Source organism: Micromonospora sp. WMMD734, assembly GCF_049178975.1.
Classification (GTDB): domain Bacteria; phylum Actinomycetota; class Actinomycetes; order Mycobacteriales; family Micromonosporaceae; genus Micromonospora; species Micromonospora wenchangensis.
On record NZ_JBMHMK010000001.1, the window covers coordinates 4162346 to 4187652 of the forward strand.

The 25307-nt window shown below is 71.1% G+C and carries 16 protein-coding genes and 1 pseudogene; 4 read left to right on the plus strand and 13 right to left on the minus strand.

The window, feature by feature from the left end; all coding sequences use genetic code 11:
* Positions 1-55: 55 nt before the first annotated feature.
* The 3 genes from ilvN to ACN267_RS17695 all read right to left on the minus strand — a co-directional run bounded on the left by ilvN (position 56) and on the right by ACN267_RS17695 (position 5175).
* Complete coding sequence (gene ilvN / locus ACN267_RS17685) at positions 56-571, minus strand: acetolactate synthase small subunit (RefSeq protein WP_204923742.1); 516 nt, start codon at positions 569-571, stop codon at positions 56-58.
* Positions 572-637: 66 nt separating this feature from the next.
* Positions 638-2521 (minus strand): acetolactate synthase large subunit, encoded by a 1884-nt coding sequence (locus ACN267_RS17690; RefSeq protein ID WP_204956792.1) that lies wholly within the window; start codon positions 2519-2521, stop codon positions 638-640.
* A 239-nt stretch (positions 2522-2760) separates the two neighbouring features.
* Positions 2761-5175, minus strand: a complete 2415-nt coding sequence (locus ACN267_RS17695) for a putative bifunctional diguanylate cyclase/phosphodiesterase (protein ID WP_281899935.1) — start codon at positions 5173-5175, stop codon at positions 2761-2763.
* Positions 5176-5285: 110 nt separating this feature from the next.
* Between ACN267_RS17695 and ilvD the strand changes: the two genes are divergently transcribed.
* The gene (gene ilvD / locus ACN267_RS17700) at positions 5286-7133 is read left to right on the plus strand and encodes a dihydroxy-acid dehydratase (RefSeq protein WP_421489153.1); all 1848 of its coding nucleotides are present in this window, start codon (positions 5286-5288) and stop codon (positions 7131-7133) included.
* Between the two features lie 199 nt (positions 7134-7332).
* Here the strand turns inward: ilvD and ACN267_RS17705 are convergent, their stop codons facing one another.
* Both ACN267_RS17705 and ACN267_RS17710 read right to left on the minus strand, forming a co-directional pair.
* Positions 7333-9228: a hypothetical protein gene (locus ACN267_RS17705; protein WP_421489154.1), complete on the minus strand. Its 1896-nt coding sequence runs from the start codon at positions 9226-9228 to the stop codon at positions 7333-7335.
* Entirely contained in the window at positions 9225-9476 is a 252-nt protein-coding gene (locus tag ACN267_RS17710) for a hypothetical protein (protein ID WP_421489155.1), read from the minus strand. Before ACN267_RS17710 ends, ACN267_RS17705 begins: the two co-directional genes overlap by 4 nt.
* Before the next feature lie 264 nt (positions 9477-9740).
* Between ACN267_RS17710 and ACN267_RS17715 the strand changes: the two genes are divergently transcribed.
* A complete protein-coding gene (locus tag ACN267_RS17715) occupies positions 9741-10622 on the plus strand; it encodes a helix-turn-helix domain-containing protein (RefSeq protein WP_363795154.1) in 882 nt (293 codons plus the stop codon).
* Positions 10615-10809: a DUF397 domain-containing protein gene (locus tag ACN267_RS17720; RefSeq protein WP_421489156.1), complete on the plus strand. Its 195-nt coding sequence runs from the start codon at positions 10615-10617 to the stop codon at positions 10807-10809. Before ACN267_RS17715 ends, ACN267_RS17720 begins: the two co-directional genes overlap by 8 nt.
* 51 nt (positions 10810-10860) lie before the next feature.
* Here ACN267_RS17720 and ACN267_RS17725 read toward each other — a convergent pair whose 3' ends face one another.
* The 4 genes from ACN267_RS17725 to ACN267_RS17740 are packed head-to-tail and all read right to left on the minus strand — an operon-like array spanning position 10861 to position 17994.
* Positions 10861-13791 carry a type I restriction endonuclease subunit R gene (locus tag ACN267_RS17725; RefSeq protein ID WP_421489157.1) on the minus strand — a complete coding sequence of 977 codons (2931 nt, stop codon included), beginning with the start codon at positions 13789-13791 and terminating at the stop codon, positions 10861-10863.
* Positions 13788-14951 (minus strand): restriction endonuclease subunit S, encoded by a 1164-nt coding sequence (locus ACN267_RS17730; protein WP_421489158.1) that lies wholly within the window; start codon positions 14949-14951, stop codon positions 13788-13790. Before ACN267_RS17730 ends, ACN267_RS17725 begins: the two co-directional genes overlap by 4 nt.
* Complete coding sequence (locus ACN267_RS17735; RefSeq protein ID WP_421489159.1) at positions 14948-16438, minus strand: type I restriction-modification system subunit M; 1491 nt, start codon at positions 16436-16438, stop codon at positions 14948-14950. The genes ACN267_RS17730 and ACN267_RS17735 overlap by 4 nt, the downstream gene beginning before the upstream one ends.
* The gene (locus tag ACN267_RS17740; protein WP_421489160.1) at positions 16435-17994 is read right to left on the minus strand and encodes an N-6 DNA methylase; all 1560 of its coding nucleotides are present in this window, start codon (positions 17992-17994) and stop codon (positions 16435-16437) included. Before ACN267_RS17740 ends, ACN267_RS17735 begins: the two co-directional genes overlap by 4 nt.
* 432 nt (positions 17995-18426) lie before the next feature.
* Here ACN267_RS17740 and ACN267_RS17745 point away from each other — a divergent pair, with 432 nt between their 5' ends.
* Complete coding sequence (locus tag ACN267_RS17745; RefSeq protein ID WP_421489161.1) at positions 18427-19800, plus strand: stress response protein; 1374 nt, start codon at positions 18427-18429, stop codon at positions 19798-19800.
* An 83-nt stretch (positions 19801-19883) separates the two neighbouring features.
* Here ACN267_RS17745 and ACN267_RS17750 read toward each other — a convergent pair whose 3' ends face one another.
* From ACN267_RS17750 to ACN267_RS17765, 4 genes and pseudogenes are all read right to left on the minus strand, one after another.
* Positions 19884-21590, minus strand: coding sequence for a SulP family inorganic anion transporter (locus ACN267_RS17750; protein ID WP_421489162.1), 1707 nt, complete (start codon positions 21588-21590; stop codon positions 19884-19886).
* A 131-nt stretch (positions 21591-21721) separates the two neighbouring features.
* Positions 21722-22045: pseudogene (locus tag ACN267_RS17755) on the minus strand (ArsR/SmtB family transcription factor); the annotation flags it as partial.
* Positions 22046-22190: 145 nt separating this feature from the next.
* Positions 22191-23084, minus strand: a complete 894-nt coding sequence (locus ACN267_RS17760) for an acetyltransferase (protein ID WP_421489163.1) — start codon at positions 23082-23084, stop codon at positions 22191-22193.
* Between the two features lie 161 nt (positions 23085-23245).
* Positions 23246-25255 carry an FAD-dependent oxidoreductase gene (locus ACN267_RS17765; RefSeq protein ID WP_421489164.1) on the minus strand — a complete coding sequence of 670 codons (2010 nt, stop codon included), beginning with the start codon at positions 25253-25255 and terminating at the stop codon, positions 23246-23248.
* Between the last annotated feature and the right edge of the window lie 52 nt (positions 25256-25307).

A 25307-nucleotide genomic window follows, 5' to 3' on the forward strand; every position in this document is an offset into this window, starting at 1 on the left:
ACGGCGGTCTCGTCGACCGTCGTGGACTGTGTGCGGTGGCGGGTGGGCGGCGCGCTCAAGCGGCGCGCAGCGCCGGGCCGGCGGTGATCGACCGCGAGCCGCGCCCGATCGCCACCGTGCCGGACTGGACCATCTCCTTGATCCCGAACGGCTCCAGGTCGCGCAGCAGCGCGTCGAGCTTGTCGGGGGTGCCGGTGGCCTCGACGGTGAGGGTGTCCGGCGCGACGTCGACCACCCGGGCCCGGAACAGGGCGACCGTCTCCAGCACCTGCGCGCGGGCGGCGCGGTCGGCGCGGACCTTGACCAGCAGCAGCTCCCGCGCCACCGAGACCTGCGGGTCCAACTCGACGATCTTCAGTACGTTGACCAGCTTGTTGAGCTGCTTGGTGACCTGCTCCAGCGGCGACGAGTCGGCGTTGACCACGATGGTGATCCGGGAGACGTCGGGGTTCTCGGTCTCACCGACGGCCAGGCTGTCGATGTTGAAGCCGCGCCGGGAGAACAGGCCGGAGACCCGGGCCAGGACACCGGGCTTGTTCTCCACCAGCACGGACAGGGTGTGCAGGGTCATGCCACCGTCTCGCTTCGCTCGGTCGGGCCGTGCCGGTGCACGGTCCCGGGGAATCGGTCACTCATCTCAGATGTCGTCCTCGTCGAACGTCGGGCGGACGCCCCGGGCGAACATGATCTCGTCGTTGCTGGTGCCGGCGGCCACCATCGGCCAGACCATCGCGTCCTTGCCGACCGTGAAGTCGATCACGACAGGTGCGTCGGTGATCGCCATCGCCGCCTCGATCGTCTTGTCGACGTCCTCGGCGTTCTCGCAGCGTAGGCCGACGCAGCCGAGCGCCTCGGCCAGCTTGACGAAGTCGGGGATGCGGTGCTTGTGGGTGCCCAGCTCGGTGTTGGAGTAGCGCCCCTCGTAGAACAGGGTCTGCCACTGCCGGACCATGCCCAGGTTGCCGTTGTTGATTACCGCGATCTTGACCGGGATGCCCTCCAGCGCGCAGGTGGCCAGCTCCTGGTTGGTCATCTGGAAGCAGCCGTCGCCGTCCACCGCCCACACCACCGTGTCCGGCCGGCCGGCCTTCGCGCCCATCGCCGCCGGGACGGCGTACCCCATGGTGCCGAGGCCGCCGGAGTTGAGCCAGGTGCCCGGCTTCTCGTACGAGATGAACTGGCTGGCCCACATCTGGTGCTGGCCGACCCCGGCCACGTAGATCGCGTCCGGGCCGACGATCTCGCCCAGCCGCTTGATCACGTACTGCGGGGACAGGGTGCCGTCGGCCGGCTCGTCGTAGCCCAGCGGGTACCGCTCGCGCAGGTCGTCGAGCTGGTGCCACCAGTCGTGCAGTTCGGTGCGACGGCCGGCCTTCTGCTCGGTGGTCACCGCCGCGATCAGCTCGTCGATGACGTGCTTGGCGTCGCCGACGATCGGGACGTCGGCGTGCCGGTTCTTGCCGATCTCGGCCGGGTCGATGTCGGCGTGCACCACCGTGGCGTCCGGGGCGAACGAGTCCAGCTTGCCGGTGACCCGGTCGTCGAACCGGGCCCCCAGCGCCACGATCAGGTCGGCCTTCTGCAGGCCGTAGACGGCGGCGACGGTGCCGTGCATGCCCGGCATGCCCAGGTGCTGACGGTGCGAGTCGGGGAACGCGCCCAGCGCCATCAGCGTGGTCACCACCGGGATGCCGGTCAGCTCGGCGAGCTGGCGCAACGACTCGGTCGCACCGGCCTTGAGCACCCCGCCGCCGACGTAGAGCACCGGCCGGCGGGCGCCGCTGATCAGCCGCGCCGCCTCCCGGATCTGCTTGCCGTGCGGGTGCAGGGTCGGCCGGTAGCCGGGCAGGTCCAGGGTGGGCGGCCAGGAGAAGGTGGTCGCCGCCTGCAGGACGTCCTTGGGGATGTCCACCAGCACCGGCCCGGGACGCCCGGTCGCGGCCAGGTGGAACGCCTCGGCGAGGACCTGCGGGATCTCCTCGGCGTTCTGCACCAGGAAGTTGTGCTTGGTGATCGGCAGGGTGATGCCCTGGATGTCCGCCTCCTGGAAGGCGTCCGTGCCGATCATCGGGCGGGCCACCTGCCCGGTGATCGCGACGATCGGCACCGAGTCCATGTACGCGTCGGCGATCGGGGTGACCAGGTTCGTCGCGCCCGGCCCGGAGGTGGCGATGCAGACGCCCACCCGGCCGGTGGCCTGCGCGTACCCGGTGGCGGCGTGTCCCGCGCCCTGCTCGTGCCGGACCAGGACGTGCCGCACCGAGGAGTCGTAGAGCGGGTCGTAGGCGGGCAGGATCGCCCCGCCGGGGATGCCGAAGACGACGTCGACGCCGAGCGCCTCCAACGACCGCACCAGGGAGCCGGCACCGGAGACCGGGACCGGCCCGGACGGCCGTACGGCCGGGGTGGCCGGCGCGGCGGCGCGCGGCGGGGTGGTGTGGTCGGCGTCGCCGGCCGGCTCGGTGACCGTACGGGCCCGCCGGGCGGAGTGGGCGAGGGTCTCTGGCGTGGGTCTCGTCATGGCGGTTCAGGCCTTCGGCTGGAGTTGGGTGGAGCTGCTACGACAGGTGCGACGGGGGCGGCGGCCCGCCCCGGTGGTTCCGACGGCAATAAAAACGGCCCTCGTGCAGATGCACGGGGCCAGCGCACTCTCGACAGCGGGAGAGTGCGCTCAGGTAAGTACTCGCAGCGACCGGTTCGACGACATGGGCCAAGCCTGACGCATCTCACGCGATGAGTCAACTGATCCCACATGTTGGTTCACGAACGAGGGATGCCGTCCCCGTTCGGGGTCTCGTCAACCGGCCCGGCCTGCGTGGACTCCTCATACGCGGGGCGCGGGGCAGGCACCGACGGAGATGCCGGTGGGTGGGATCGCAGCCGGGGCAGCAGCGGCGACGGGGTGGGTCGCAGCGGCGGGGGCGGCGGGGCCGGCGGAGCCGACGCGGGGCGCGCGCCCGGCGAGGTGGCCGCCTCCAGCATCGCCTCCAGATGCTCGGCCGGCACCCCCCAGCCGAAGAGCGCGCCCTGCCCGAACCGGCAGCCGGCGGCGACCACCGCGGCCAGCTCGGCCGGGTTGGTGACCCCCTCGGCGATCACCTCCAGGCCGAACTGGTGGCCCAGCCGCATGACGATGTCGACCATCGGGGCGAACGCCGGCCCGTCCCGGCCCACCGGGCGGACCGGCTCGTGCTCGGCGACCAGACTGTGATCGATCTTGAGGATGTCGATCGGCAGCCGACGCAACTGCCCCAGCGACGAGTACCCCGCACCGAAGTCGTCGAGCGCGATCCGCACCCCGGTCCGCCGCAGCGCGGTCAGCCGGCGGATCAGCTCGTCCAGGTCGGTGGCGACGGCATGCTCGGTGACCTCCAGCACCAGCCGCTGCGGCGGCACGTGGTGGGCGCGCAACGCCTCGGCCACCTGCACCACGTACTCCGGGGCGTGCAGCTCGCGTGGGGAGACGTTGACCGACACCCAGACGTCGTGGCCGTCGGCCAGCCAACGGGACAGCTGCCAGCACGCCTGGTGCAGCACCCAGGCGCCCAGCTTGGCGATCATCCCGCACTCCTCGGCCAGCGGGATGAACTCGTCCGGCCGGACGTTGCCCAACTCGGGGTGGTGCCAGCGGAGCAGCGCCTCGGCACCCACCGGCCGGACCGAGGGCAGCGACGCCACCGGCTGGAAGGCCAGCCGCAGCTCGTCGCGCTCGATCGCGCCACGCATCTCGTGCTCCAGCCGGGTACGCCGGGTCAGCAGCTGGTCGTAGCTGCCGTCGTAGCGTTCGATCCGGTTCTTGCCGCGCTGCTTGGCGTAGCGCAGGGCCAGGTCGGCGTGGCGCAGCAGGCCGACCACGTCCGGGTCGTCGCCGCCCTGGCCGGCCACCCCGATGCTGACCGAGAGGAAGACCGCCCCGCCCTCCTGGTCGTAGGGCCGGCCGAGCACCCCCAGCAGCCGCTCGGCCACCACGTCCGCGTCGGTCGGCCGGCCCCGCATCAGCACCGCGAACTCGTCGCCGCCGAGCCGGGCGGCCAGGTCACCGGGGCGCAGGTTGCTCCGCAGCCGCCGGCCCACCTCGGCCAGCACCATGTCGCCGACGTCGTGGCCACGCATGTCGTTGACGTTCTTGAAGCCGTCCAGGTCGAGGCCGAGCAACACGCAGCCACCCCCCTCGGTGGCGCAGCGCTGCATCTCCCGCAGCAGGCCACGCCGGTTGGCGAGGGTGGTCAGCGGGTCGGTGTGGGCCAGCTCCCGGAAGTGCGCCTCCCGGTCGGCCAGCCGGTGGGCGTAGCTGCGTACGTCGTTGAGGGTGAGGTACTGCCGGGTGACCAGGGCGAAGCCCTCCAGGCTGCCGGCGATGATGCCCAGCGCGTCGAACCGGCCGCCCTGGACGAGGTGGTACATCGCCGAACCGGCCATCGCCACCATCGGGATGAAGGCGTACTCGCCGTCGCGGCTGATCAGGTCGATGTCGACCTGGCCGGGGGCGTCCACCCGGTGCACGGCGAGCGCCCCGGCGAGCATGCCCACGGCGAGCAGTGCGGCACCGGTCAGCGCCATCGCCGAGCCGCCCTGGCAGACCCCGGCGGCCAGGACGAGGCCACCGGTGGCGGTCGCGGTGGTGCCGACACCGAGCACGGCCAGCCGGGTCCGGGGGCCGTCGGCGCGGGCCACCACCATGCCGGTGAGGCCGGCGGTGATCGCTGCGGTCACCGAGGCGAGCAGGATCGCCGGGCAGGCGCTCGGGGTCGCCGGCCCGAGCAGCCGGGTCGGCTCCGACAGGAGCACCCAGCCGACGAACCAGATCGCGGCGGCCACGGTCAGCCCGTCGAGCAGCAGCCGCGCGGCGGCGGCCCGGGCCACCATCGCGCCGGGCAGGCGGAGCAGACCCGCGCAGTAGCCCAGCCCGCTCAGCGCGGTGCCGACCGCGATCAGCGACGCCCAGCCCATTCCCTGACCGCGCCGGTGCGCCCCGTGCTCGGTCGCGCCGAGCACCGCGACGACGCCGGCGACCACGGTGGCCAGGGCGATCGTGGCGGCCACGGCGAACAACAGGTGCGCCTGGCGGTGCGGCCCGCCGCGCCGCCGGGCCGAGTCGGCCAACAGTGCGGCGGCGGCGACGGCGAGCAGGCCGCTCAACACCGCCACGGCGACCATGCCCGGGGGTAAACGCACGACCTCAACTGTGCCGGATCGGCACCCGCTACGGGGTACCGGGTGTGCAACTGTTGGGACACGGCGCGAGCGGTAGGAGCCGCCCGCCGGGCGGTGTAAGACTGGTACCCATGCCTGAGCTGCGGTCGAGGACCTCCACCCACGGTCGGACGATGGCCGGCGCCCGGGCCCTGTGGCGGGCCACCGGGATGACCGACGACGACTTCGGCAAGCCGATCGTCGCCATCGCGAACAGTTTCACCCAGTTCGTCCCCGGTCACGTCCACCTGAAGGACATGGGTGGCCTGGTCGCGGACGCGGTGGCCGAGGCCGGCGGGGTGGGGCGCGAGTTCAACACCATCGCCGTCGACGACGGCATCGCCATGGGCCATGGCGGCATGCTCTACTCGCTGCCCAGCCGGGAGCTGATCGCCGACGCGGTCGAATACATGGTCAACGCCCACTGCGCCGACGCCCTGGTCTGCATCTCCAACTGCGACAAGATCACCCCCGGCATGCTGCTGGCCGCGCTGCGGCTCAACATCCCGACCGTCTTCGTCTCCGGCGGCCCGATGGAGGCCGGCAAGACGGTGGCGATCGAGGGCGTCGTGCACTCCAAGCTCGACCTGATCGACGCGATGGTCGCCTCCTCCAACGAGGCGGTCACCGACGACCAGCTCGGCGAGATCGAACGCTCCGCCTGCCCCACCTGCGGCTCCTGCTCCGGCATGTTCACCGCCAACTCGATGAACTGCCTCACCGAGGCGATCGGCCTGGCGCTGCCCGGCAACGGCTCGACGCTGGCCACCCACGCCGCGCGCCGGTCACTGTTCGTGGAGGCCGGCCGGACCGCCGTCGCGATCGCCAAGCGCTGGTACGACCAGGACGACGCCTCCGTGCTGCCCCGCAACGTCGCCAACCGCAAGGCGTTCGACAACGCGGTCGCCCTCGACGTGGCGATGGGCGGGTCGACCAACACGATCCTGCACCTGCTCGCCGCCGCCCGCGAGGCCGAACTCGACTTCACCGTCGCCGACATCGACGCCGTTTCCCGGCGGGTGCCCTGCCTGGCCAAGGTCGCCCCGAACTCGCCGAACTACCACATGGAGGACGTGCACCGCGCCGGTGGCATCCCGGCCATCCTCGGTGAACTCGACCGCGCCGGCCTGCTGCACCGCGACGTGCACGCCGTGCACTCCCCCTCGCTGGCCCAGTGGCTCACCGACTGGGACGTGCGGGGCGGCTCGCCCCTCCCCGAGGCGGTCGAGCTGTTCCACGCCGCGCCCGGCGGGGTGCGCACCATCGAGCCGTTCTCCACCACCAACCGCTGGTCCACCCTGGACACCGACGCCGCGCAGGGGTGCGTGCGTGACCGGGAGCACGCCTACACCGCCGACGGCGGGCTGGCCATCCTGCACGGCAACCTTGCGCCGGAGGGCTGCGTGGTGAAGACCGCCGGGGTGCCCGAGGAGTGCCTGACCTTCCGGGGCCCGGCCAAGGTCTACGAGTCGCAGGACGACGCGGTCGCCGCGATCCTCGCCAAGGAGGTCGTCGCCGGGGACGTCGTGGTGATCCGCTACGAGGGCCCCAAGGGCGGCCCCGGCATGCAGGAGATGCTCTACCCCACCTCGTTCCTCAAGGGGCGCGGGCTGGGCCGGTCCTGCGCGCTGCTCACCGACGGCCGGTTCTCCGGTGGCACCTCCGGGCTGTCCATCGGGCACGCCTCCCCCGAGGCGGCCTCCGGTGGGCTGATCGCCCTGGTCGAGCCCGGCGACGAGATCGTCATCGACATCCCGGCCCGGTCGATCGAGCTGAACGTGCCCGACGACGTGCTGGAGGCCCGCCGGGTGGCCCAGGAGAAGCGGGACCGGCCGTACACCCCGCTGGACCGGCAGCGCCCGGTGTCCGCCGCCCTGCGCGCGTACGCCTCGATGGCGACGTCGGCCAGCGACGGCGCGTACCGCCGCGTCCCGGAGTAGTCCGGATCCGCGTCGCCAGCGCCCGCGACGCCATATCGGCGATGTAGCGGTATCCCCGTGCGGGGACACCGCTACATCGCCCCGACGAGTCGATCAACCGCCGCTCGCGCACGGCCTGCGGCGCACGCGGCGGCGCGGAGGCGACCTGGTCGGCTCCGGATCTCTCCCGCACGCGTCGAACGTGTGGTCACCCGGCAGGTCACGTCAACCGGGGATCGCTCAGGTCGTCGTCCTCGGCGATCGGGCAGGGGCCGTCGTCGTCGTGCCGGTGCACGGTGCTGCCGGCCCGGGTGAACCGGACGCTCAGCGGCTGCCCGGCATGCCGGGCGGCCAGCCGCCGCAGCCCCGGCACCGGGTCGGACGGCAGCGGACGGGGCACCGACCGGGGTGCCGGGACCGGCACCCCGGGATCGGCCGGCACGGTCTCCGGGAGGATGACGTCGAGACATTCCAGGCAGTGCGCCACGGCCGCCGCGAGGCTGGGCCGGTCGGGCAGGTCGTCGGGGCGCACCGGGGCGTCCGGCGGACGCAGGTCGATCGACCAGAGCACCCCGTGCGCCCGCAGCGGCGCGACCGGATGCCGTCGCAGGTCCAGCACGTTCACGAGCAGCGCGAGGTCCAGTCCGCAGGCGAGCCGGAGCAGCTCGGCCAGTGGCGGCGCGGCGGGGCGGACGGCGGTGACCAGCAGGCGCGCGGCGGGCAACGCCGAGCCGACGGCGGCAACCTGCTCCCCCACCGGGTCCGCGCCCGCCCGAGGCAGGGCGACGAAGCCGTCGCGCACGTCCGGCGGGAGGGCGTGGCCGCCGTCGGCGTCGGCGAGATCCTCCGGGCGTACGCCGAAGACCCTCGCCCAGGCACCCAGCCGGTAACGGTCGGGGAGCCGGACCACCGACCGGCCGCCGGGCCTGGCACTGACCGTCGACACGGGCTCCGGCGTGCCGGCCCGCCACGCGAGGTGGACCACCCGGCACCGCAGGTCGGTCAGGGTGATCAGGGCGGCCTGGTGCATCCGGCCGGTGCCGGCGCAGGTGGCGCAGGGTAGCGCCCACGCCACCCGGCGGCGGGCGGGGCGGCAGGCCGGGCAGGGCCGCGACGGCACCGGGTCGCCGAGCCACGACGGGTCCGGCGGTTCGGCGGCCCGGCGCAGCGGCGTCCCTCCGTCGTGCACGCCGTCGGGCCGGTGCGTCGCGCCACGGCCCGCGCCGTCCGGCGGCCGCGGCCGTTCGTGACGCGGGCCGGCGGGCCGGCCGACCGGGTCGTGCGCCGGGTCATGTGGGCGCAGGGCGGTGTGCCACCAGCGGCCGTCCCGCCACACGGCCTGCGCGCCGGGCAGTCGGCCGCCGCCCGCCCGGCCCGCGCAGTCGGCGCGCACCCGCCGCGCGACCCGCGCCAGGCTGACGGTCGCCGCCGGGGCCAGTGCCCGCAGCGGGTCGGGGCGGAGCAGCCGCGCGGGAGCATCCCGGCCGCGCTCGCCGAGCCCGGTCAGCGCGGCGGCCACGTCGGTGCCGGCCAGGGCCGCCGTCAGGTCGGCGTAGCCCGGCTCCGACGGCAGGCCGGGCACCGGGGAGCCGGGCACCTCGTAGCGGACGGCCCAGCGCAGGGCGTTGCCGTGCCGGCGGGCCTCCACGACCAGGTCGAGCAGGAGCAGATCGGCCAGCGCGCACAGCCGGCCCAGCCGCTGCACCGGGTCGACCGGGGGCGGGGCGGTCGACCGGCCCACCCACACCCGCCATGCCGGCCCGGCCGCCGCCGCGAGGGCCCGCGCCGCCCACTCCTGCCGCTCCGCCGCCGGCAGGTCGGGCCGCCAGGCAGCCGGCATCGGTACGACCACCGGCTCCACGGTGGTGGCGACGCCGGCCTCGGCGGCCAGCTCGCGTACCCGGGGAGTCAGGTCGACCGCCCAGCCACCCGCCGCCTCCGGACGGGGGTCGAGGTTGCTCGGCAGCACCTGGTGGGACGCGACCGCGCCGGTGCCGAGGTTGGCAACGGTCAGCACGAGCTGGGCGCGCCGCCGGCCCCGCCGCCCGCAGCGATGGCATCCGGCCGGGGTGATGCCGTCGCAGTCCGGGCAGGCGACGGTGGGTGCGCCGGTCATCGGGACGGCCGGGCCGTGCAGGGCCCGTCGTGGTCGACCCGGCGCACGCAGCGGGGCCCGCCGGGCAGCGGGAGGTCGCAGAAGACCCGATGGCGTACGCACTGCTCGTCCTCGGCCGAGACGGTCGCCTCACCGGCGTCCACCTGGGACAGGAACGTCACCGACCGGGCCAGTGCGGCCGCGAACCGGTGGGCGGCGGGCAGGTCGGCGGCGGTGAACGGTAGGTGCGCCACCCAGCGCCCGCTCACCGGCGGATCGCCGGGTGGGTACCGACCGGGCGGACCTGATGGGGAATCGCGCGCACGGCGCACCTCCTCGACGACCGTTCGATGCGGCAATTAGTGGGCCGTGGAAATTCCACGACAATCGCCTTGGACAACGCCATCTTGTAAGGTCGGAGGCGCTATCTCAATGAATGCCCCTACACACTGTTCCGCTAATCGTCGGAAACATTCGGCGTTCCATAACGGGACGTCGGGATGTTGCACGACGCAACGGGGAAAGGAGGCCGGATGGCCGAGGACATGGGATCGACGGTGCCCCGTCGGCGGCTCGGCAGGGCGCTGCGTGACCTGCGCACCGAGGCCGGGATCACGCTGGACGCCGCCGCCGAGGCACTGGAGTGCAGCCGACAGAAGGTGTGGCGTATCGAGAGCGGGCTCGGCCCGGCGCGCAGCATCGACGTGCGGGCCATGTGCGAGCTGTACCGGGCGAAGAACGAGCTGACCCGGGCGCTGATCGCGCTGGCCGGCGAGACGAGGGCGAAAGGCTGGTGGCACGCGTACGGCGATGCCATTCCCGACTGGTTCGAGTTGTACGTCGGCCTCGAATCCGCCGCGTCCCACATCCGGCGATACGACGAGGCGCTGATTCCGGGGCTGTTCCAGACCCGCGACTACGCGCTCGCCGTCTATCAACACCGCGAGGAGGTGACCGAGGACGAACGCGAGCGCCTGGTCCAGGTGCGGCTTCAGCGGCAGTCGCTGCTCACCCGCCGGCTGCCGGTGGCACCCCGGCTGGAGGTCGTCATCTCCGAGGCCGCGCTGCTGCGGATCGTGGGCGACCGCCCGACCATGGCCGCGCAACTGCGCCACCTGCTCGACGTCGGCGAGCGGGACCGGGTCGGCATCCGGGTCCTGCCGCTCTCGGTCGGCCTGCACCGGGGCGTCGAGGCGGGCACGTTCGTCATGCTGGAGTTCCCGCTCGGCAACCGGGCGACGCCGGACCCGTCGGTGGTCTACAGCGAGTCGTGGACCGGGGCGCTCTACCTCGACCGGCCGGACGAGTTCGCCGCCTACGAGAAGGTGTGGTCGAGCCTGGATCAGCTCGCCCTCGATGAAGGACAATCAAGAAACCTGATCAACAAGATTGCCACGGAGGTCCACCATGGTTGACCTGACCGGTGCCCGCTGGCGCAAGAGCACCCGCAGCGGCAGCAACGGCGGCGACTGCGTCGAGGTCGCCGACAACCTGCCCGGCCTCGTCGCCGTGCGGGACAGCAAGGACCCGCACGGTCCGACCCTCACCTTCACACCCGCCGCCTGGGTCAGCTTCACCGGCCGGGTCGGGCGCACCCGTTGACGGCCGCCGGGTGCGGTGGGCACCGAAGCCGCCGCACCCGGCCGACCGCCGTCAGTAGTACTCGCGGATGTAGCCGAGGGCCCGCTCGTACACGTCGGGGTCACGGATCTTGAATTTGATGTAGAGCGTCCTGCGCAAGGCCTGTTGGACTTCACGGTCGCCGTCGCGGGTGTCCTGCCAGCCGGTGAAGCGCACCGCCCGCACGACCTTGTCGACCTCGGCGACGATCTTCTCGGCGATGATCGGGGTTCCGTTGCCCTTGAGGGACTCGAACAGCTCGGTCAGCGCCGCCCTGCCCTGGTCCTCGCGGGGGACCTCGGCGGCGGTCTTCTCTGCGGCCACGGTGTCCTTGGCCAGCTGGAACAGCTCCTTGAGAAACTCCAGGCTGGCCTGCTGGGAGTGCGCGTACTTCTCCCGCAGGGCCGTGAGTCGCTTGCCGAGTTCGATGAAGACAGGATTACCGAGGTGCCTGGCGATGCGGGCGGTAATCCACTTTTCCACCTCGACGGGGTCGACGTCCGTTGGCCGGCCCGACATCAGGTCCTCGATCACCTGGGCGTCCAGGACGATCGTGTCGAGGTCGGTGCGGGGCACCTCCACGGTGACGTGCGCGTTGATGAGTTCCAGGGTCTTCGCGCCGAGGGTGTGCCACACCAGCCGGCCGGCGACGTCCGCCGGCCGCACCGACTCGTAGACGTCGGCGAGCCAGCGGTAGTCGGCCTGGTGGGTCGAGAGGACCGGGTCGGGGCTGAGGGTTTCCCAGAGTTGGGCTACGACGCTGAATGCCTGGCCGAAGGCGTCGCGGGCCGCGTCGCCGCTGATCGCGGTCTGGGCGGCGATCAGCCCTTCGTAGCCGCCCACGGTCCGGTCCACGCCGGGGAAGAAGGCCAGCGCGGCCTGGATAGCCGGGCCGAGTTGATTTCGCAGTACGTCGATGTTGCTGATGACCTGCTGGACGCTCTTCTCGTCGAAGGCGAACGCCTTGGCGACGTCGTCAAAAATGCCCAGGTAATCGACGATCAGGCCGTGTGTCTTGCTCGGCGGGTAGACCCGGTTGGTGCGGGTGATCGCCTGGAGCAGATTGTGCTCCTTGAGTGGCTTGTCGACGTACTGCGCGTAGAGGATCGGCGCGTCGAACCCGGTGAGCAGCTTGGCCGTCACGATTATGATCTTCAGCGGGTCGGCCGGGTCGTTGAACCGGGCGGTGATCCGCTCCAGCTCGTCCCGGTCGGGGGTGTACTCCTTCCACTCCTTCGGGTCCCGCGCGCCGTGGCTCATGACGACGGTGCAGGCGTCGGGGCCGAGGAGCTTGTCGAGTTCCGCCTTGTAGGCGACGCAGGTCGGCTTGTCGTAGACGACCACCTGAGCCTTGAGGCCCTGCGGCTCGACCTTCGCCCGGAAGTGCCCGGCGATGTCGGCGGCGATCCTGCGAACGCGCCCGTCGGCCTTGATCAGCGACTCCAGTGAGGCGGCCCGCCGCGACAGGGTGGTCTTGTCGGCCTCGGTGAGCCGGTGCTGCTCGGCCAGTTCCGCGAACGCGGCGTCGATCGCGGCCGCGTCGAGATGGATCTCCGACAGACGCGGCTCGAAGTGCAGCGGCAGCGTCGCCCCGTCCCGGATCGAATCCTGGAACGAGTAGCGCGACAGGTAACCACCTTCATCCAAAGTGGACCCAAACCACATGAAAGTGTTGCGGTCGCGCCTGTTGATGGGGGTACCGGTCAGGCCGAACAGGAACGCGTTCGGCAGGGCCTCGCGCATCTTGCGCCCGTAGTCGCCCTCCTGGGAACGGTGGGCCTCGTCGACCATGACGATGATGTTGTCGCGGTCGTCCAGCACCCCGGGTGCCTCGCCGAACTTGTGCACGGTGGTGATGATGACCTTGCGTGCGCCCGCACCGAGGAGGGCCTGTAGTTCCCGGCGACTGTCGGTCGAGACGAGGTTCGGCACGTCGGAGGCGTTGAAGGTGCCGGTGATCTGGGTGTCCAGATCGATCCGGTCGACCACGATGATCACCGTGGGGTTCGTGAGCCCGGCCGTGGCACGCAGCTTCTGCGCGGTGAACACCATGAGCAGCGACTTGCCCGAACCCTGGAAGTGCCAGATCAGACCCTGCTTGACCGCTCCGGTCAGCACCCGCTCGACGATCAGGTTCGTCGCCTGGAACTGCTGGAACCGGGCGATAATCTTGATCTTGCGGTGCTTCTTGTCGGTGGCGAAGACCGTGAAGAACCGCAGGAAGTCCAGCACCGCCGCCGGGTTGAGCACGCCCACAACGGCCTCGCGCACCGCCGCCAGGCCGGTCGGTGCCGGAGCGTCATCGGCGGCCTCCTCCCGCCACGGACCCCACAGGTCGACAGGCATGCCGATCGAGCCGTAGCGGAAATCCTTGCCCTCGGTGGCGAAGTTGAACACGTTCGGCACGAAGAACGCCGGGACGTTGACCTCGTAGTCCTCGTTGATCTGCGCCGCCGCGTCGATCCAGGTGTACGCCGGCCGAACCGGCGACTTCGCCTCACCGACGACCAACGGGAAGCCGTTGCACCACAGCACCAGGTCGAAGCGGCGCTCGACCCGCCCGACCCGGTAGGTCACCTCCGTGGAAACCATCCACTGGTTGGCGCTCGGCTCCGGGTTGTCGAAGTCGACGAGCCGGACCGTGACGTGCTCCCCGGCCGGGCCGAACGGCATCGACTTCTGCCCGGTCAGCCAGGCGGCGAACTCCTCGTTCGCCACCACCGGGTTCGGCGTGCGTCGGGCGGACAGGATGATCGCCCGCAGGTGATGGATGACCTCGTCCGCACGCCGGGGGTCGGCCTCGATCGCCGGGTTCAACCGCCGCAGGGCCTCCTTGACCGGTCCCTCCAACAGCACCTCGTCCGCTCGACGCGGCAAATCCCTGCCAGCCACGAACTGAACGTCGGTCGGCGCGACAAGATCCCGCACAAAGTCCCGTACGGTGTTCGCCTCGTTGAAGGTCACTCAACAACTCCGAAAATCTCGCGACTCAGCGCGACACAGAGCCTGCCAGCACCCAATAGGAGTCTTTCCGATTCACGTTGCGAAGTTCGAAGTAAATCGATGCGATCAACTATAGAAGCCTGTTCCGCCATCTCGGGCAACGGCATGCGGACCATTTTAAGCTTGCTCGCACTAATGTTTGCCTGCTGCACACCCCTTGAAATGTGCACCCGAATGAGATTTTGCCCAGCCCTCGAATTGATAAAATAGTTGAGAAACCTTGAGTCAACAACGCTCGGGTCGGGCCGCAGCCTCACCAAGTACGAGGCGAAAACAAAATCCCCGTCCAGATCGAAGATACCCGATCGACCCACATGCTCCGCACTGTTGGTGCGATTGAACAGCACATCACCCTTGAGCACACGATGGTTCTCAAACTCAGCCGCACTTATGTCACAGTACTTTAGGCCTCGATCCACCACCGCACCCGCACACAGATTCGTCATGCGCAACATGGGATAGGCGCCATCTTCCCCGGCACGCGTCGAAAGTCCATATTGGCAGACATCGAGGATATCCCCAATAGGGCGTCTAGGGGCACCAGATCCAGATACCAGAGCGTCTACCATTTGTTCGATAGCCACTCCCATGGCCTTGACGGCAGACTTCGCTGCCTGCTTATGACTATTGGCAGCCCACAGAAGGCCGGCGAGGTGTTTCTGCTCGTCGAGAGAGGGGAGGTCGAACCTATAGGAAGCAAGATCACGCCAGTTAGTGCGCGGCGAGAGGGAGCCGGCCGAGGTGCCGAGGGCATGGCCATAGAAACCGTCGCTCTGCACGAGGAAAGGCAGGAACTCGGGAAGAAGCTGCGTGTCGTCTGCCTCGAAGACTAGGATATCGCCCGAGGTGATGGCATCGAACTCAGCGAAGGCCGCCTTACGCTGGTATGCCCGACGCTTACCGAAAAGAGTCTGCCCCGGTTTAACGCGACGAGTGAAGGTACTTCCGTCCTCTGAGCGGCCCCAGCGATTGATCTTCAGCTCGTTAGGATCGAGGTGTTCCATAGCGATCACGCGCTCAATCCCAGCTGCTTGCGCATCTCGGACGGTGATGTTGAGATTTTTCACCACATCACCGAAGGCGATATGCTTCCAGCCGCTTTTGTCGAGGTTGAGGGTCACTGGACGACCTCCTGGCGCAAGAGCGCCAGCACATCGTGCATAGCGGTGTCGGCATGGGTGGCCACAGCTCGCCAGGCAGTCACTGCCTCTTTGAGACCCATCTGCCCCTCCTCGTCAGCCGTTGCATTGCGAGCGACATAGAGCGGGATCGCCAGGCTGTACTGCTTGTTGGCAATCTGGTCGCCGGCAGCGACGGCGGCGAAGCCTTCGTCACCACCGAAGGCCGTGTACGCCCCAAGGATCTTCTGCTGATGGCGCTCGCGCAAGAACGACTGCGCCTGCTCGCGCGCGACCTCGTTGATCGCATTGATGAAGAGGACCTTGCCACGCTGCTCGGTCGGCTTGTTGGCACGGAGCGTGACTACCACGGCTTCCATGGGTGAGTTGTAGAAGAGGCCTGCTCCTAGCCCGATGACAGCTTCCAATAGGTCGGATTTCACCAGTTCCTCCCGGAGAGCAGCCTCTTCGCGGCGGAAGAGCACACCGTGCGGGAAGAGGATCGCGGCGCGGCCGGTCTTCGGGTCGAGGCTGGCGGCGATGTGCTGGAAGAAGGCGTAGTCGGCGCGGCCCTGCGGCGGGACGCCCCACATGTTGCGGCCGTACGGGTCGTTGGTGAACGCGGTGCGGTTCCATGCCTTGATCGAGTAGGGCGGGTTGGCGAGCACCACGTCGAAGGTGCGCAGCCGGCCGCCGTCGAGGAAGGCAGGCTTGGTGAGGGTGTCGCCGTGCGCGACGTTGCCGTCCACGATGCCGTGCAGGAACAGGTTCATCCGGGCGATGGCCGACGTACCGTAGTTGAGTTCCTGCCCGTACAGGCGGAGATTGCGCCACTCCTTGCCCTGGCGGCGCAGCTCGGCGGCGGTGGAGATGAGCATGCCGCCGGTGCCGCAGGTCGGGTCGTAGACCGACTCCCCCGGCTCGGGTTTGAGCATCATCGTCATCAGGTGGACGAGGGTGCGGTTGGTATAGAACTCCTGCGCGGTGTGGCCGGAGTCGTCGGCGAACTTCTTGATGAGGTATTCGTAGCCCTGCCCGAGTTCGTCCTCGGGCAGGTTGGCCACCGAGAGCGTCTTGGTGGAGAAGTGCTCGACGAGCTGCTTGAGGGTCCGGTCGGGCAGCAGGTTCTTGTTGCCCCAGTCACCGTCGCCGAAGACGCCGGTCAGGGTGTCCGGGTTGGCCGACTCGATGGCCCGCATGGCGGCGAGGACCGCCGCGCCGACATCGCTGCTGACCTCGCGGACGTCCTGCCAGTGGGCACCGTCGGGGATGGCGAAGCGGTGGTTCTCCGGCAGGTCGGCCAGCTCGTCGTCACCATAGACCTTCAGCGCGGCGGCGTGCTCCTCGTCGTAGACGTCGGAGAGCCGCTTGAGGAAGACCAGCGGGAAGATGTACTGCTTGTAGTCGCCGGCATCGATGAGGCCGCGCAGCACGACGGCCGCACCCCACAGGTACGACTCCAGTTCGCGCTGGGTGATGCGGGCGCTCACGCCGTCACCTCCGTCGGGGCGAGGCCCCACTTGGCCAGTTCGGCTTCCAGCGCGGCACGGGTCTCCCGGGCGGCGGCGTGGGCAGCTTCGAGGTCGGTCAGGGCCTGCTCCAGGGTCGGCTGGTCGCCGTCGTCGGCGGGGGCGACGTACAACGGGATGTTGAGGTTGTGGCCGTGCGCCTTGATGTCGTCGAGCGTGGCGACCGCCGCCAGGCCGGGCACGTCGGCGAACTCCTGGCAGGCGCGCAGCAGGGCGTCGGCGTGCTCGGGTTCGAGGGTGTTCTGGTTACGGCCGCGCTTGAACAGCGTCTCACCGTTGACGAACAGCACCCGGCGCTTGCGGTCGTCGGCCTTACGGCGGCGCAGGATCAGCACGCAGGCGGCCAGGCCGGTGCCGTAGAAGAGGTTCGGGGCGAGACCGATCACGACCTCGACCAGATCCGCCCTCAGGACAGACTCGCGGATGCGCCCCTCGGCACCCTGGCGGAACAGCGCACCCTGCGGCAGCACGACGGCGACCCGACCGGTCCCCGGCGCTGCAGAATCGATCATGTGCTGGACCCAGGCCCAGTCGGCGTACCCCTTGGGTGGCACACCCCCGAGCCGGTTGCGTCCCCACGGGTCGGTGCTCCACGCCTCCTCGCCCCAGTTTTTCAGGGAGAACGGCGGGTTGGCGATGACGCAGTCGAACCGGGCCAGGCGTGAGCCGTCGTAGAAGGCTGGCGAACGAAGGGTGTCCCCGTGGGCGATGTCGAAATCCTCGACGCCGTGCAGGAGCAGGTTCATCTTGGCCAGGCCGGAGGTGGCGAGCACCTTCTCCTGGCCGAACAGCTTGCCCCAGAGGGTCTGCGGCCGGCCGCCCTGGCGCTTCACGTGCTCGATGACCTCGATGAGCATGCCGCCCGTGCCGCACGCCGGGTCGTAGACCGTCTCGCCCTCCTGCGGATCGAGGATGTCGACGAGCAGCTTCACCACCGGACGCGGGGTGTAGTACTCGCCGGCCTTCTTGTTGGACTGGTCCGCGAACCGCTTGATGAGGTATTCGTACGCCTGCCCGAACACGTCAGGCGCGACGACCGCGTTGCTCAACGTCCTGGTCGAGAAGTGCTCGATGAGGTCGCGCAGCTTGGCGTCGGGCAGCTTGTCCTTGTTGGTCCAGGCGGCGCTGCCGAAGATGCCGTACAGCACGTCCGGGTTGGCCTTCTCGATGGCCCGGAAGGCGGTCACCAGGGCCTGGCCGACGTTCTCGGTGCGCGCACGCACGTCCTCCCAGAGGCTGCCCTCCGGGATGCCGAAGCGGTGGTTCTCGGCGAACGAGGCGTACTCGTGGTCGCCGTCCGACTCCGCGAGCGCGCGCTCGTACTCCTCGGTGTAGGCGTCGCTGACCCGCTTGAAGAACATCAGCGGGAAGATGTACGCCTTGAAGTCCGCCTGGTCGATGCTGCCGCGCAGCAGGTCAGCCGCCCTGGCCAGATACTGTTCCAGCTCTGACAGGCTCAGCGGGATGGCCAGTGTGTCCCGGGCGGACGCGGGGGGTCGCGCGAATCGGTCGGTCATGACGGGTACCCGTTCAAGGTCATGCTCGGTGGTGTCTCCTCGTGAGCGGCGGTCACGTGATCGCGCCGGTACCACCGTAGTCGCAACTACAGACAGCGAGAGTTTCCGGCAGCGGGAGTTCTGCGTGCTGTCGGACGGCCCTCGCGTGCGGACGTATCGGCCCGACGCAGAGCAGCGTCCTACGGCCACCCCGACCCGTCGAGCCATCATCGTGCTTCGCCGGCCGGCCGCAGTCGCCTACCGGACAGAAGTGTCGTCGTGGACCAAAGCGATGATGTCGACGTCTCCGTCCGACGGCCGCAGCCGGCCGGGCGGATCGCCCGACCTCCGATGCGGCAGCTTCTTTGGTGCGTTCGCGCCGACAGTCGCGCCGGTTTCTCCCCGGTTCGCCGGGTAACTTCTCGTACCACCGCCTTCACGAGGAGTCATCGCATGTCCGAGGAGACCTGGCTCGCCGCCCGCCTGATCCCCACCTCAGGCATCAACGGCGCAGAGGAACAGGAACGCCGGGCGACCTCCGCCCTGCTGGCGGTGATGAGCGCGGTACGGGAATTCGGGCGCGTCCTGACCCAGTCCCTCGGTGCACCGGCCGGGACGGTGCAGACCTTCATCGAGGTGCCCTTCAAGCTCGGCACCCAGCAGCTCTTCCCCGACGGCCTGATCCGGGTCACCCGGGGGCAGCGCCAGTGGACCGCCCTCGTCGAGGTCAAGACCGGCAGCAACGCGCTGAAGACCGAGCAGTTGGAGGCGTACCTCGACATCGCCCGGGAGCAGGGCTTCGACGCCCTGATCACGATCTCCAACGAGATCGCCCCCGTACCGGGCCAGCACCCGACCGTCGTCGACCGTCGCAAGCTGCGCAAGGTAGCCCTCTACCACCTGCCCTGGTCGGAGATCCTGACCCAGGCGGTGATCCAGAAGGAGTATCGCGGCGTCGCCGACCCGGATCAGGCGTGGGTCCTCGGCGAGCTGATCAGGTATCTGGAGCACCCGCGCTCGGGCGCGCTGGAGTTCAGCGACATGGGCCCGGCGTGGGTGGCGGTGCGCGACGGGGTGTCCGCCGGGACACTACGGGCCAACGACAGTGGCGCTGCGGAGGTGGCCGGCCGCTTCGACGCGTTGATCCGCTACGCCTGCCTGCGTCTCGGCCGGCAGTTGGGCACCGAGGTCACCCCGGCACTGAGCAGGCGGGATCTCGCCGATCCGGCCGGCCGCACCCAGTCGCTGGTGAACCAACTCGTCACGACCGGGAGCCTGACGGGCAGCATCAGGATTCCCGGCGCGGTCGGCACACTCCAGGTCACCGCCGACCTGCGGGCCGGGCAGGTCCTCTGCCACGTCGACGTGGACGCTCCCCGTTCCGGTCGGCCGACGACGAGGGTGAACTGGCTGGTCCGGCAACTGAAGGACGCACCGGACACCGTACGGATCGAGGCGTTCGCCATGCATGCCCGGGGCGGCGGTGCGACCGATCTCCTACGACGGGTACGCGAGGAGCCCACCACGCTGATCGCCGATCCGGCCCGCGAGCTGCGCGCCTTCCGGGTCGCCCAGAGCACCCCGGCGGGCACCAAACGCGGCACCGGCCGGGGCGCGTTCATCGACTCCGTGCTGCACGCGATCGACGACTTCTACGAGCAGATCATCCAGAACCTGAAGCCGTGGATGCCCGCTCCGCCCCGGCTGCGTACGCCGGACGACGTCGCGCCGGTGCAGCCGGTGGCCGCCAGTCTCGTCTCGACCGCCATCTCGTCCCAGGACAGCCCGGACCTCGACCCGCCGTCCGGGGCGTCGGCAACACCATGAGCCCGTCGGCCGGTCAGAGCAGTGAGGCCGGGTTGATCGTCTCGATGGGGGCGATGTAGCGGTATCCCTACGCGGGGACACCGCTATGTCGCCCCCGAAGAGTCGATCAACCGCCGTGCCCCGCCCGGGACCGCTTCGGGGCCGCGGAGCAGGTCGCGGGCGTGGGCGATCGCGGCCGGGGTGTCGGGAAACACCAGTCCGTCACGGCGCAACTCGTCGGCCACTCCCAGGGTCGAAAGCACCTGGTCGTGGTCGGGGGTGATGCCGGAGAGCAGCACGGTGATCCCCCGTCCGCGCAGCCGCCCGATGGCGTCGCCGAGCACGTGCGCGCCGGTGGCGTCCAGCGCCGACACCCGGGACATCCGCAGGATGACCACCCGGACGTCGGCCACCTCGGACAGTTCCAGCAGGAAGGTGTGCGCGGCGGCGAAGAACAGCGGCCCGTCCAGCCGGTACGCCACGATGTGCTCGGCCAGCAGGGCGTGTTCCTCGTCGCTGTGCTCCCCCCGGTCGAGCGGGACCTGTTCCAGCCGGGCGCTGCGGGCCACCGCGCGCAGCGCGATCACCACCGCCACGGCGACCCCGACGGCGACGGCGGTGACCAGGTCCCAGGCGACCGTGACGACGAAGGTGAGCCCCAGCACCAGGGCGTCGCCCCGGGTGGCGCGGGCCAGCGCCCAGAGTGAACCGGCCTCGATCATCCGTACCGTGGTGGCGAGCAGCACCCCGGCGAGCGCGGCGAGCGGGATCCGGCCGACCAGCGGGGCGGCGGCGAACACGATCGCGGCGAGCGCCACCGCGTGGGTGAGCGCGGCCAGCTTCGACGCCGCCCCGGCGCGGACGTTGACGGCCGTGCGGGCGATGGCGGCGGTGGCCGGGATGCCGCCGAACACGGGTGCGGCGAGGTTGGCCAGGCCCTGACCGAACAGTTCCCGGTCCGGGTCGTGCCGTTGCCCGACGGTCATCCCGTCGGCGACGGTGGCCGACAGCAGGCTCTCCAGCGCGGCGAGCGCGGCCACCGCCAGCGCCGACGGCAGCAGCACGCCGACCGCGCCGGGGTCGAGGAAGCCCAGCGACGGCGCGGGCAGCCCCTGCGGCAGGGCACCGATCCGGGCCAGGTCGAGCGGGAGGGTTTCGGCGAGCACCGTGGCAACGGCCACCCCGAGCAGCGAGAACGGTACGCCGGGCCGGAAGCGTGCGCCGAGCAGCATCAGCGCCGCCACCCCGAGCGCGACCGCCAGCGCCACCGGCCGGGGGTGTACGGCGAACCGGGCGACGGCGTCGGCGGCGACGGCCCACACCCGGTCGCCGTGCGCGTCGGTGACGCCGAGCGCGGCGGGCACCTGTTGCAGGGCGATGACCACGGCGATGCCGGCGGTGAAGCCCTCGATGACGGGGGTGGGCAGGTAGCGGACGTAGCGGCCGAGGCGGGCCAGGGCGAGGGCGATCAGCAGCAGCCCGGCCAGCGCCCCGACCATCAGCACCCCGGTCGGGCCGAACTGCTGCACCACCGGCACCAGCACCACGGTCATCGCCCCGGTGGGGCCGGAGACCTGGAGGTGGGAGCCGCCGAACACGGCCGCCACCGCCCCGGCGACGACGGCGGTGACCAGCCCGGCCTGCGCGCCCAGCCCGGAGGTGACGCCGAAGGCGAGGGCGAGTGGCAGGGCCACCACGGCAACGGTCAGCCCGGCGGCCAGGTCCCGCCGGGGTGAGCGGCGTACCGCCTGCCAGTCGGCGCGGTCGGGCAGCAGGCCGAGGAACCGGTCGGCGACGGCGGCGATGCTCACCGGCCGGGCCGGGTCGGCGAGCCGTTCGTGGGGTTACGGGGCCTGTCGCCGACCATGACGGGACCGGACGGTCCGGCGGCGGGTGCGGCTGCGGGGCTGCCGGCGGCCGGGTCGGCGGTGGCGGTGGCGGTGGCGGCGCGGAGTTCGTCGAGGAGGGCGTCGCGGTCGGTGAGGACGGTGCCGAGGATGCGGCGGCCGGCGGCCAGCAGGTCGGCCACGTCGGGGGTGCTCAGCGAGTACATCACCAGCGGGCCGTCCCGGTAGGAGGTGACCATGCCGGCCCGGCGCAGCACGGCGAGCTGCTGGGAGAGGTTGGACGGCTCGACCTCGATGACGGCGAGCAGGTCGCGGACCGGCTTCGGGCCGTCCTGGAGCAGTTCGAGCACCCGGATGCGCACCGGGTGCCCGAGGGTGCGGAACAGCTCCGCCTTGGCCTGGTACAGCGGGACCGACACCCGGGACCTTCTTCCGTCGACGTCGTGAACACTTTAGCACTTGCGAAATTCTTCAATTTACCTGTCGTGTGGTTCGTGACTCCCGGTTCGCGGCCCGGTCAGGTGGCGTGCCCCCGGCCGGTACGCCGGGGGCACGCCGTACGGGTCAGTCGACCGCAGCCGTGGCGGGCTCGAAGAACAGCCGGGTACGCAACTGCCGGAACCCGGTGCGTTCCAGCTCGGCGACCACCGCCACCCGGTGGGCGTCCACGTCGGCCACCACCTCCCGGGCACCGTCGGCCACCAACGCCGCGACCGAGTCGGCGAGCAACTCGCCCCGCGCCGCCCCGTCCACCACCCCGAGGTAGCCGAGCTGCGGGAAACAGGCGTCCCCGGTCGTCCCGGCGAGCCCGACCGGCTCCCCGTCGACCAGGGCGACCCGCCAGGTCGCGCCGGTCAGCCAGGCCCGTGGATCGGTGGCCAGGTCCACCCCGGCCACCGCCCGGGCGATTTCCCGGCCGGTCAGCACGTCCGGCTCGGCGATCCGGGCGACGAGGGCGTCGACCTCGCTGCCATCGGCGGCCGGGCGGACGGCGTAGCGGCCGGAGGTCGTCGGCAGCGGGGTGCCCGCCCACGAGCAGCGGAGCCGCTCGCCGCGCTCGACCAGCCCGGCGAGCCGGGCCGCCGCCAGCGGTGCCCGGACCACGGCGAGCACCTCCGGCCGCCGCCGCCAGTACGCGGGCAGCCCGGCGTGGTACGGGTGCGGGCCACCGAGCGCCTCGTGGGCCGCCCGCAACAGCGCGGCCCCCACCTCAGGTTCGGCGGTCAGGTCGAAGCGGTCCAGCCAGGGCGCACCGGCGGCCCCGGGCGGCAGGAGCCACGCGGCCCGACCGACCACCCGGCCGTCCCGCAGGGCGATCCAGGTGCGCTCGGGCCGGTAGCCACCCCCGGCGACACCGTCGGCGTAACGGACCTTGCGCAGGTGGGGCAGCGGGTCGGGCATGGACTCGAACAGATCTTCCTCGCCCGCGACGAGCGGGCGGATGACCAGGTGGGTCATGGGGAATCCTCCGGAAGGCGAACGCCCCGGTCAGATCCGCGTGGACGCCGGGACGCGGAGGGGGCGCAGAACATCGGACATCGTTCTGACCTCCTTCCGGCTCGACGGCGTGCCGGAAAACGTACCCAACGCGGCGGCACGGCCGCAACACCGCCGACGGGTCAGGCCGGGACGAAGCGGGCCGCGTCGGCGACCACGTACCCGTCGGTGCCCTCGGTGCGGATCAGCACGCTGCCGGCCGTACCCGCCGGGAACTGGTACGTCCCCAGCGACACCCACTGCCCGCCCGACGTGCGCTGGTCGACCACCCGGGTGGTCACCCCGCCGCCGTGCACCACGTCGACCGGGACGGCGCCGGCCCGGTTCGGGTCGGCGGTCCAGCGCAGGTGGACCGCCCAGCTCCCGGCCGTCGGCAGGGACGGGGTGAACCGCAGCCGGTTGACGCCCTTACCGGTGTTGCCGTCGTGCTCGTAGTCCGACCCCCAGTAGCCGCCGATCGCGGTGCTGCCCACCCAGACGCCGGACCGGGTGACCCCGGCCGACCGGTTGTCCACCACGATCTCGCCGTCGACGGTGGGCGGCCAGGTGAGGATCTGCCCGTCGGCGCGCAGCCGGGCCTGGAGGGCCGCCGCGTCCACCTGCTGCACCGGCACGCCCATGTCGAGCGCCAGTTTCGCCGCCGTCGCCGCCGACTGGGCGAGGATCATGAAGACCGGTTCCATCCGGATCGACCCGTACGCGATGTGGGTGGCCGACAGGCAGACCGGCACGAACAGGTTGGCGCACTGCCCGGCGGCGGGCACGATCGACCGGTAGCTGACCGGGTACGGGCCGGGCACCCCGACCTGCACGTCCCCCTCGTTCTTCACGAATCCGTTCACCACCACCCGCTGGCAGTTGTGCGAGTCCATGGTGTAGCTGGCCAGCCCGACCGAGTCGGCGACCCGCACGCTGCCCCGGCAGTCCCGCTCGGTCATCACGTACGCCGAGACCATCCGGCGGGCCTCGCGGACGTAGAGCTGCGGGGGCCAGTTGCCGGTGGCGGTGAACTCGTCCGCGGCCAGGCCCCAACTGGCGACCCCGGACCGTACCGACGCCGGCAGCCGGGGGTCGTTGGCCAGGAACCACATCAGCCCCTGCTGGTACGTCAGGTGGTCGGCGGTCAGGCTGTCCCGCTGCGCCCGGGTCGCCGTCGGGTAGGTGTGGTTCGCGGCGATGAAGTCGGTGGAGAACGCCCCGGTGTTGTTCGAGTCGGTCTTGCCGCCGCCGACGCTCTGGGTGGTGAAGAACGGCCCGGTGTAGCCGGCCCGCACGTACCGCAGCAGCAGTTCGTAGTCGGCCGGGTCGTAGCCGGCCGGCTGCGGGAACGGGACCCGCCCGGCGGCCTGGGTCAGGCACATCCGGAAGTTGTACGCCTGGATCCGCTCGTCGCCGGTGCCGTTGGGCGCGACCGGGGCGGCGGAGATGCCGGGGAGCAGGCCACTGGCCGGGCTGCCCGGCACCACGTACGGGTCGACCGGCAGGGTGAACTGGTGTGCCCCGCGCAGTTGCACCCCGTTGATGGTCTCGCCGTACGCGGTGTTGGCCTCCCGGCCGACCGTGTACGACACCCCGGCGGCGGCCATCAGGTCACCCTCGTACGTCGCGTCGACGAACATCGGGCCGGTGAAGAGCTGCCCGTGCGCGGTGACCAACCCGGTGATCCGGTCGCCGGCCCGCTCGACGGTGGCCAGCGGGGCGTCCAGGTAGACCGGGACCGCGTGCTCGGTGAGCAGGTCGTCGAAGACCCCGGCGGCGACGTGCGGCTCGAAGACCAGCCGCATCGGCGAGTCGGGGGTGACCGGGGTGCCCTGGTAGCGGGCGTACACCCGGCGGTAGAACTCCCCGGCGAGGCCACCGATGGCGGCGCTGGTGCCGCTGTCGGTGTAGCCGAGCCCGCCGGTGGTGAGCCCGCCGACGTGGTGGCCCGGTTCGACGATCACGGCGGTGCCGCCGAGCCGGCGCATCTGCACGGCGGCCATGATGCCGGCCGAGGTCGCGCCGTAGACCACCAGGTCGACGGTGACGGTGCCGGCGGCCAGGGCGGGCAGGCCGAGACCGGTGCCGGCGGCGACGACGAGGGTGGCCCCGCCGAGGCGGAACAGGTGGCGGCGGGTGAACGCGGACGACATCACGGCTGCCCTTCGAGCGAGGGGAAGGAGCGCGCCGCCGCACCCGGAACGC

Coding starts and splice junctions, on each gene's coding strand:
- ilvN (WP_204923742.1), bottom strand. CDS start 571: ATGACCCTGCACACCCTGTCCGTGCTGGTGGAGAACAAGCCCGGTGTC.
- ACN267_RS17690 (WP_204956792.1), bottom strand. CDS start 2,521: ATGACGAGACCCACGCCAGAGACCCTCGCCCACTCCGCCCGGCGGGCC.
- ilvD (WP_421489153.1), top strand. CDS start 5,286: ATGCCTGAGCTGCGGTCGAGGACCTCCACCCACGGTCGGACGATGGCC.
- ACN267_RS17705 (WP_421489154.1), bottom strand. CDS start 9,228: ATGACCGGCGCACCCACCGTCGCCTGCCCGGACTGCGACGGCATCACC.
- ACN267_RS17715 (WP_363795154.1), top strand. CDS start 9,741: ATGGCCGAGGACATGGGATCGACGGTGCCCCGTCGGCGGCTCGGCAGG.
- ACN267_RS17720 (WP_421489156.1), top strand. CDS start 10,615: ATGGTTGACCTGACCGGTGCCCGCTGGCGCAAGAGCACCCGCAGCGGC.
- ACN267_RS17740 (WP_421489160.1), bottom strand. CDS start 17,994: ATGACCGACCGATTCGCGCGACCCCCCGCGTCCGCCCGGGACACACTG.
- ACN267_RS17745 (WP_421489161.1), top strand. CDS start 18,427: ATGTCCGAGGAGACCTGGCTCGCCGCCCGCCTGATCCCCACCTCAGGC.
- ACN267_RS17760 (WP_421489163.1), bottom strand. CDS start 23,084: ATGACCCACCTGGTCATCCGCCCGCTCGTCGCGGGCGAGGAAGATCTG.
- ACN267_RS17765 (WP_421489164.1), bottom strand. CDS start 25,255: ATGTCGTCCGCGTTCACCCGCCGCCACCTGTTCCGCCTCGGCGGGGCC.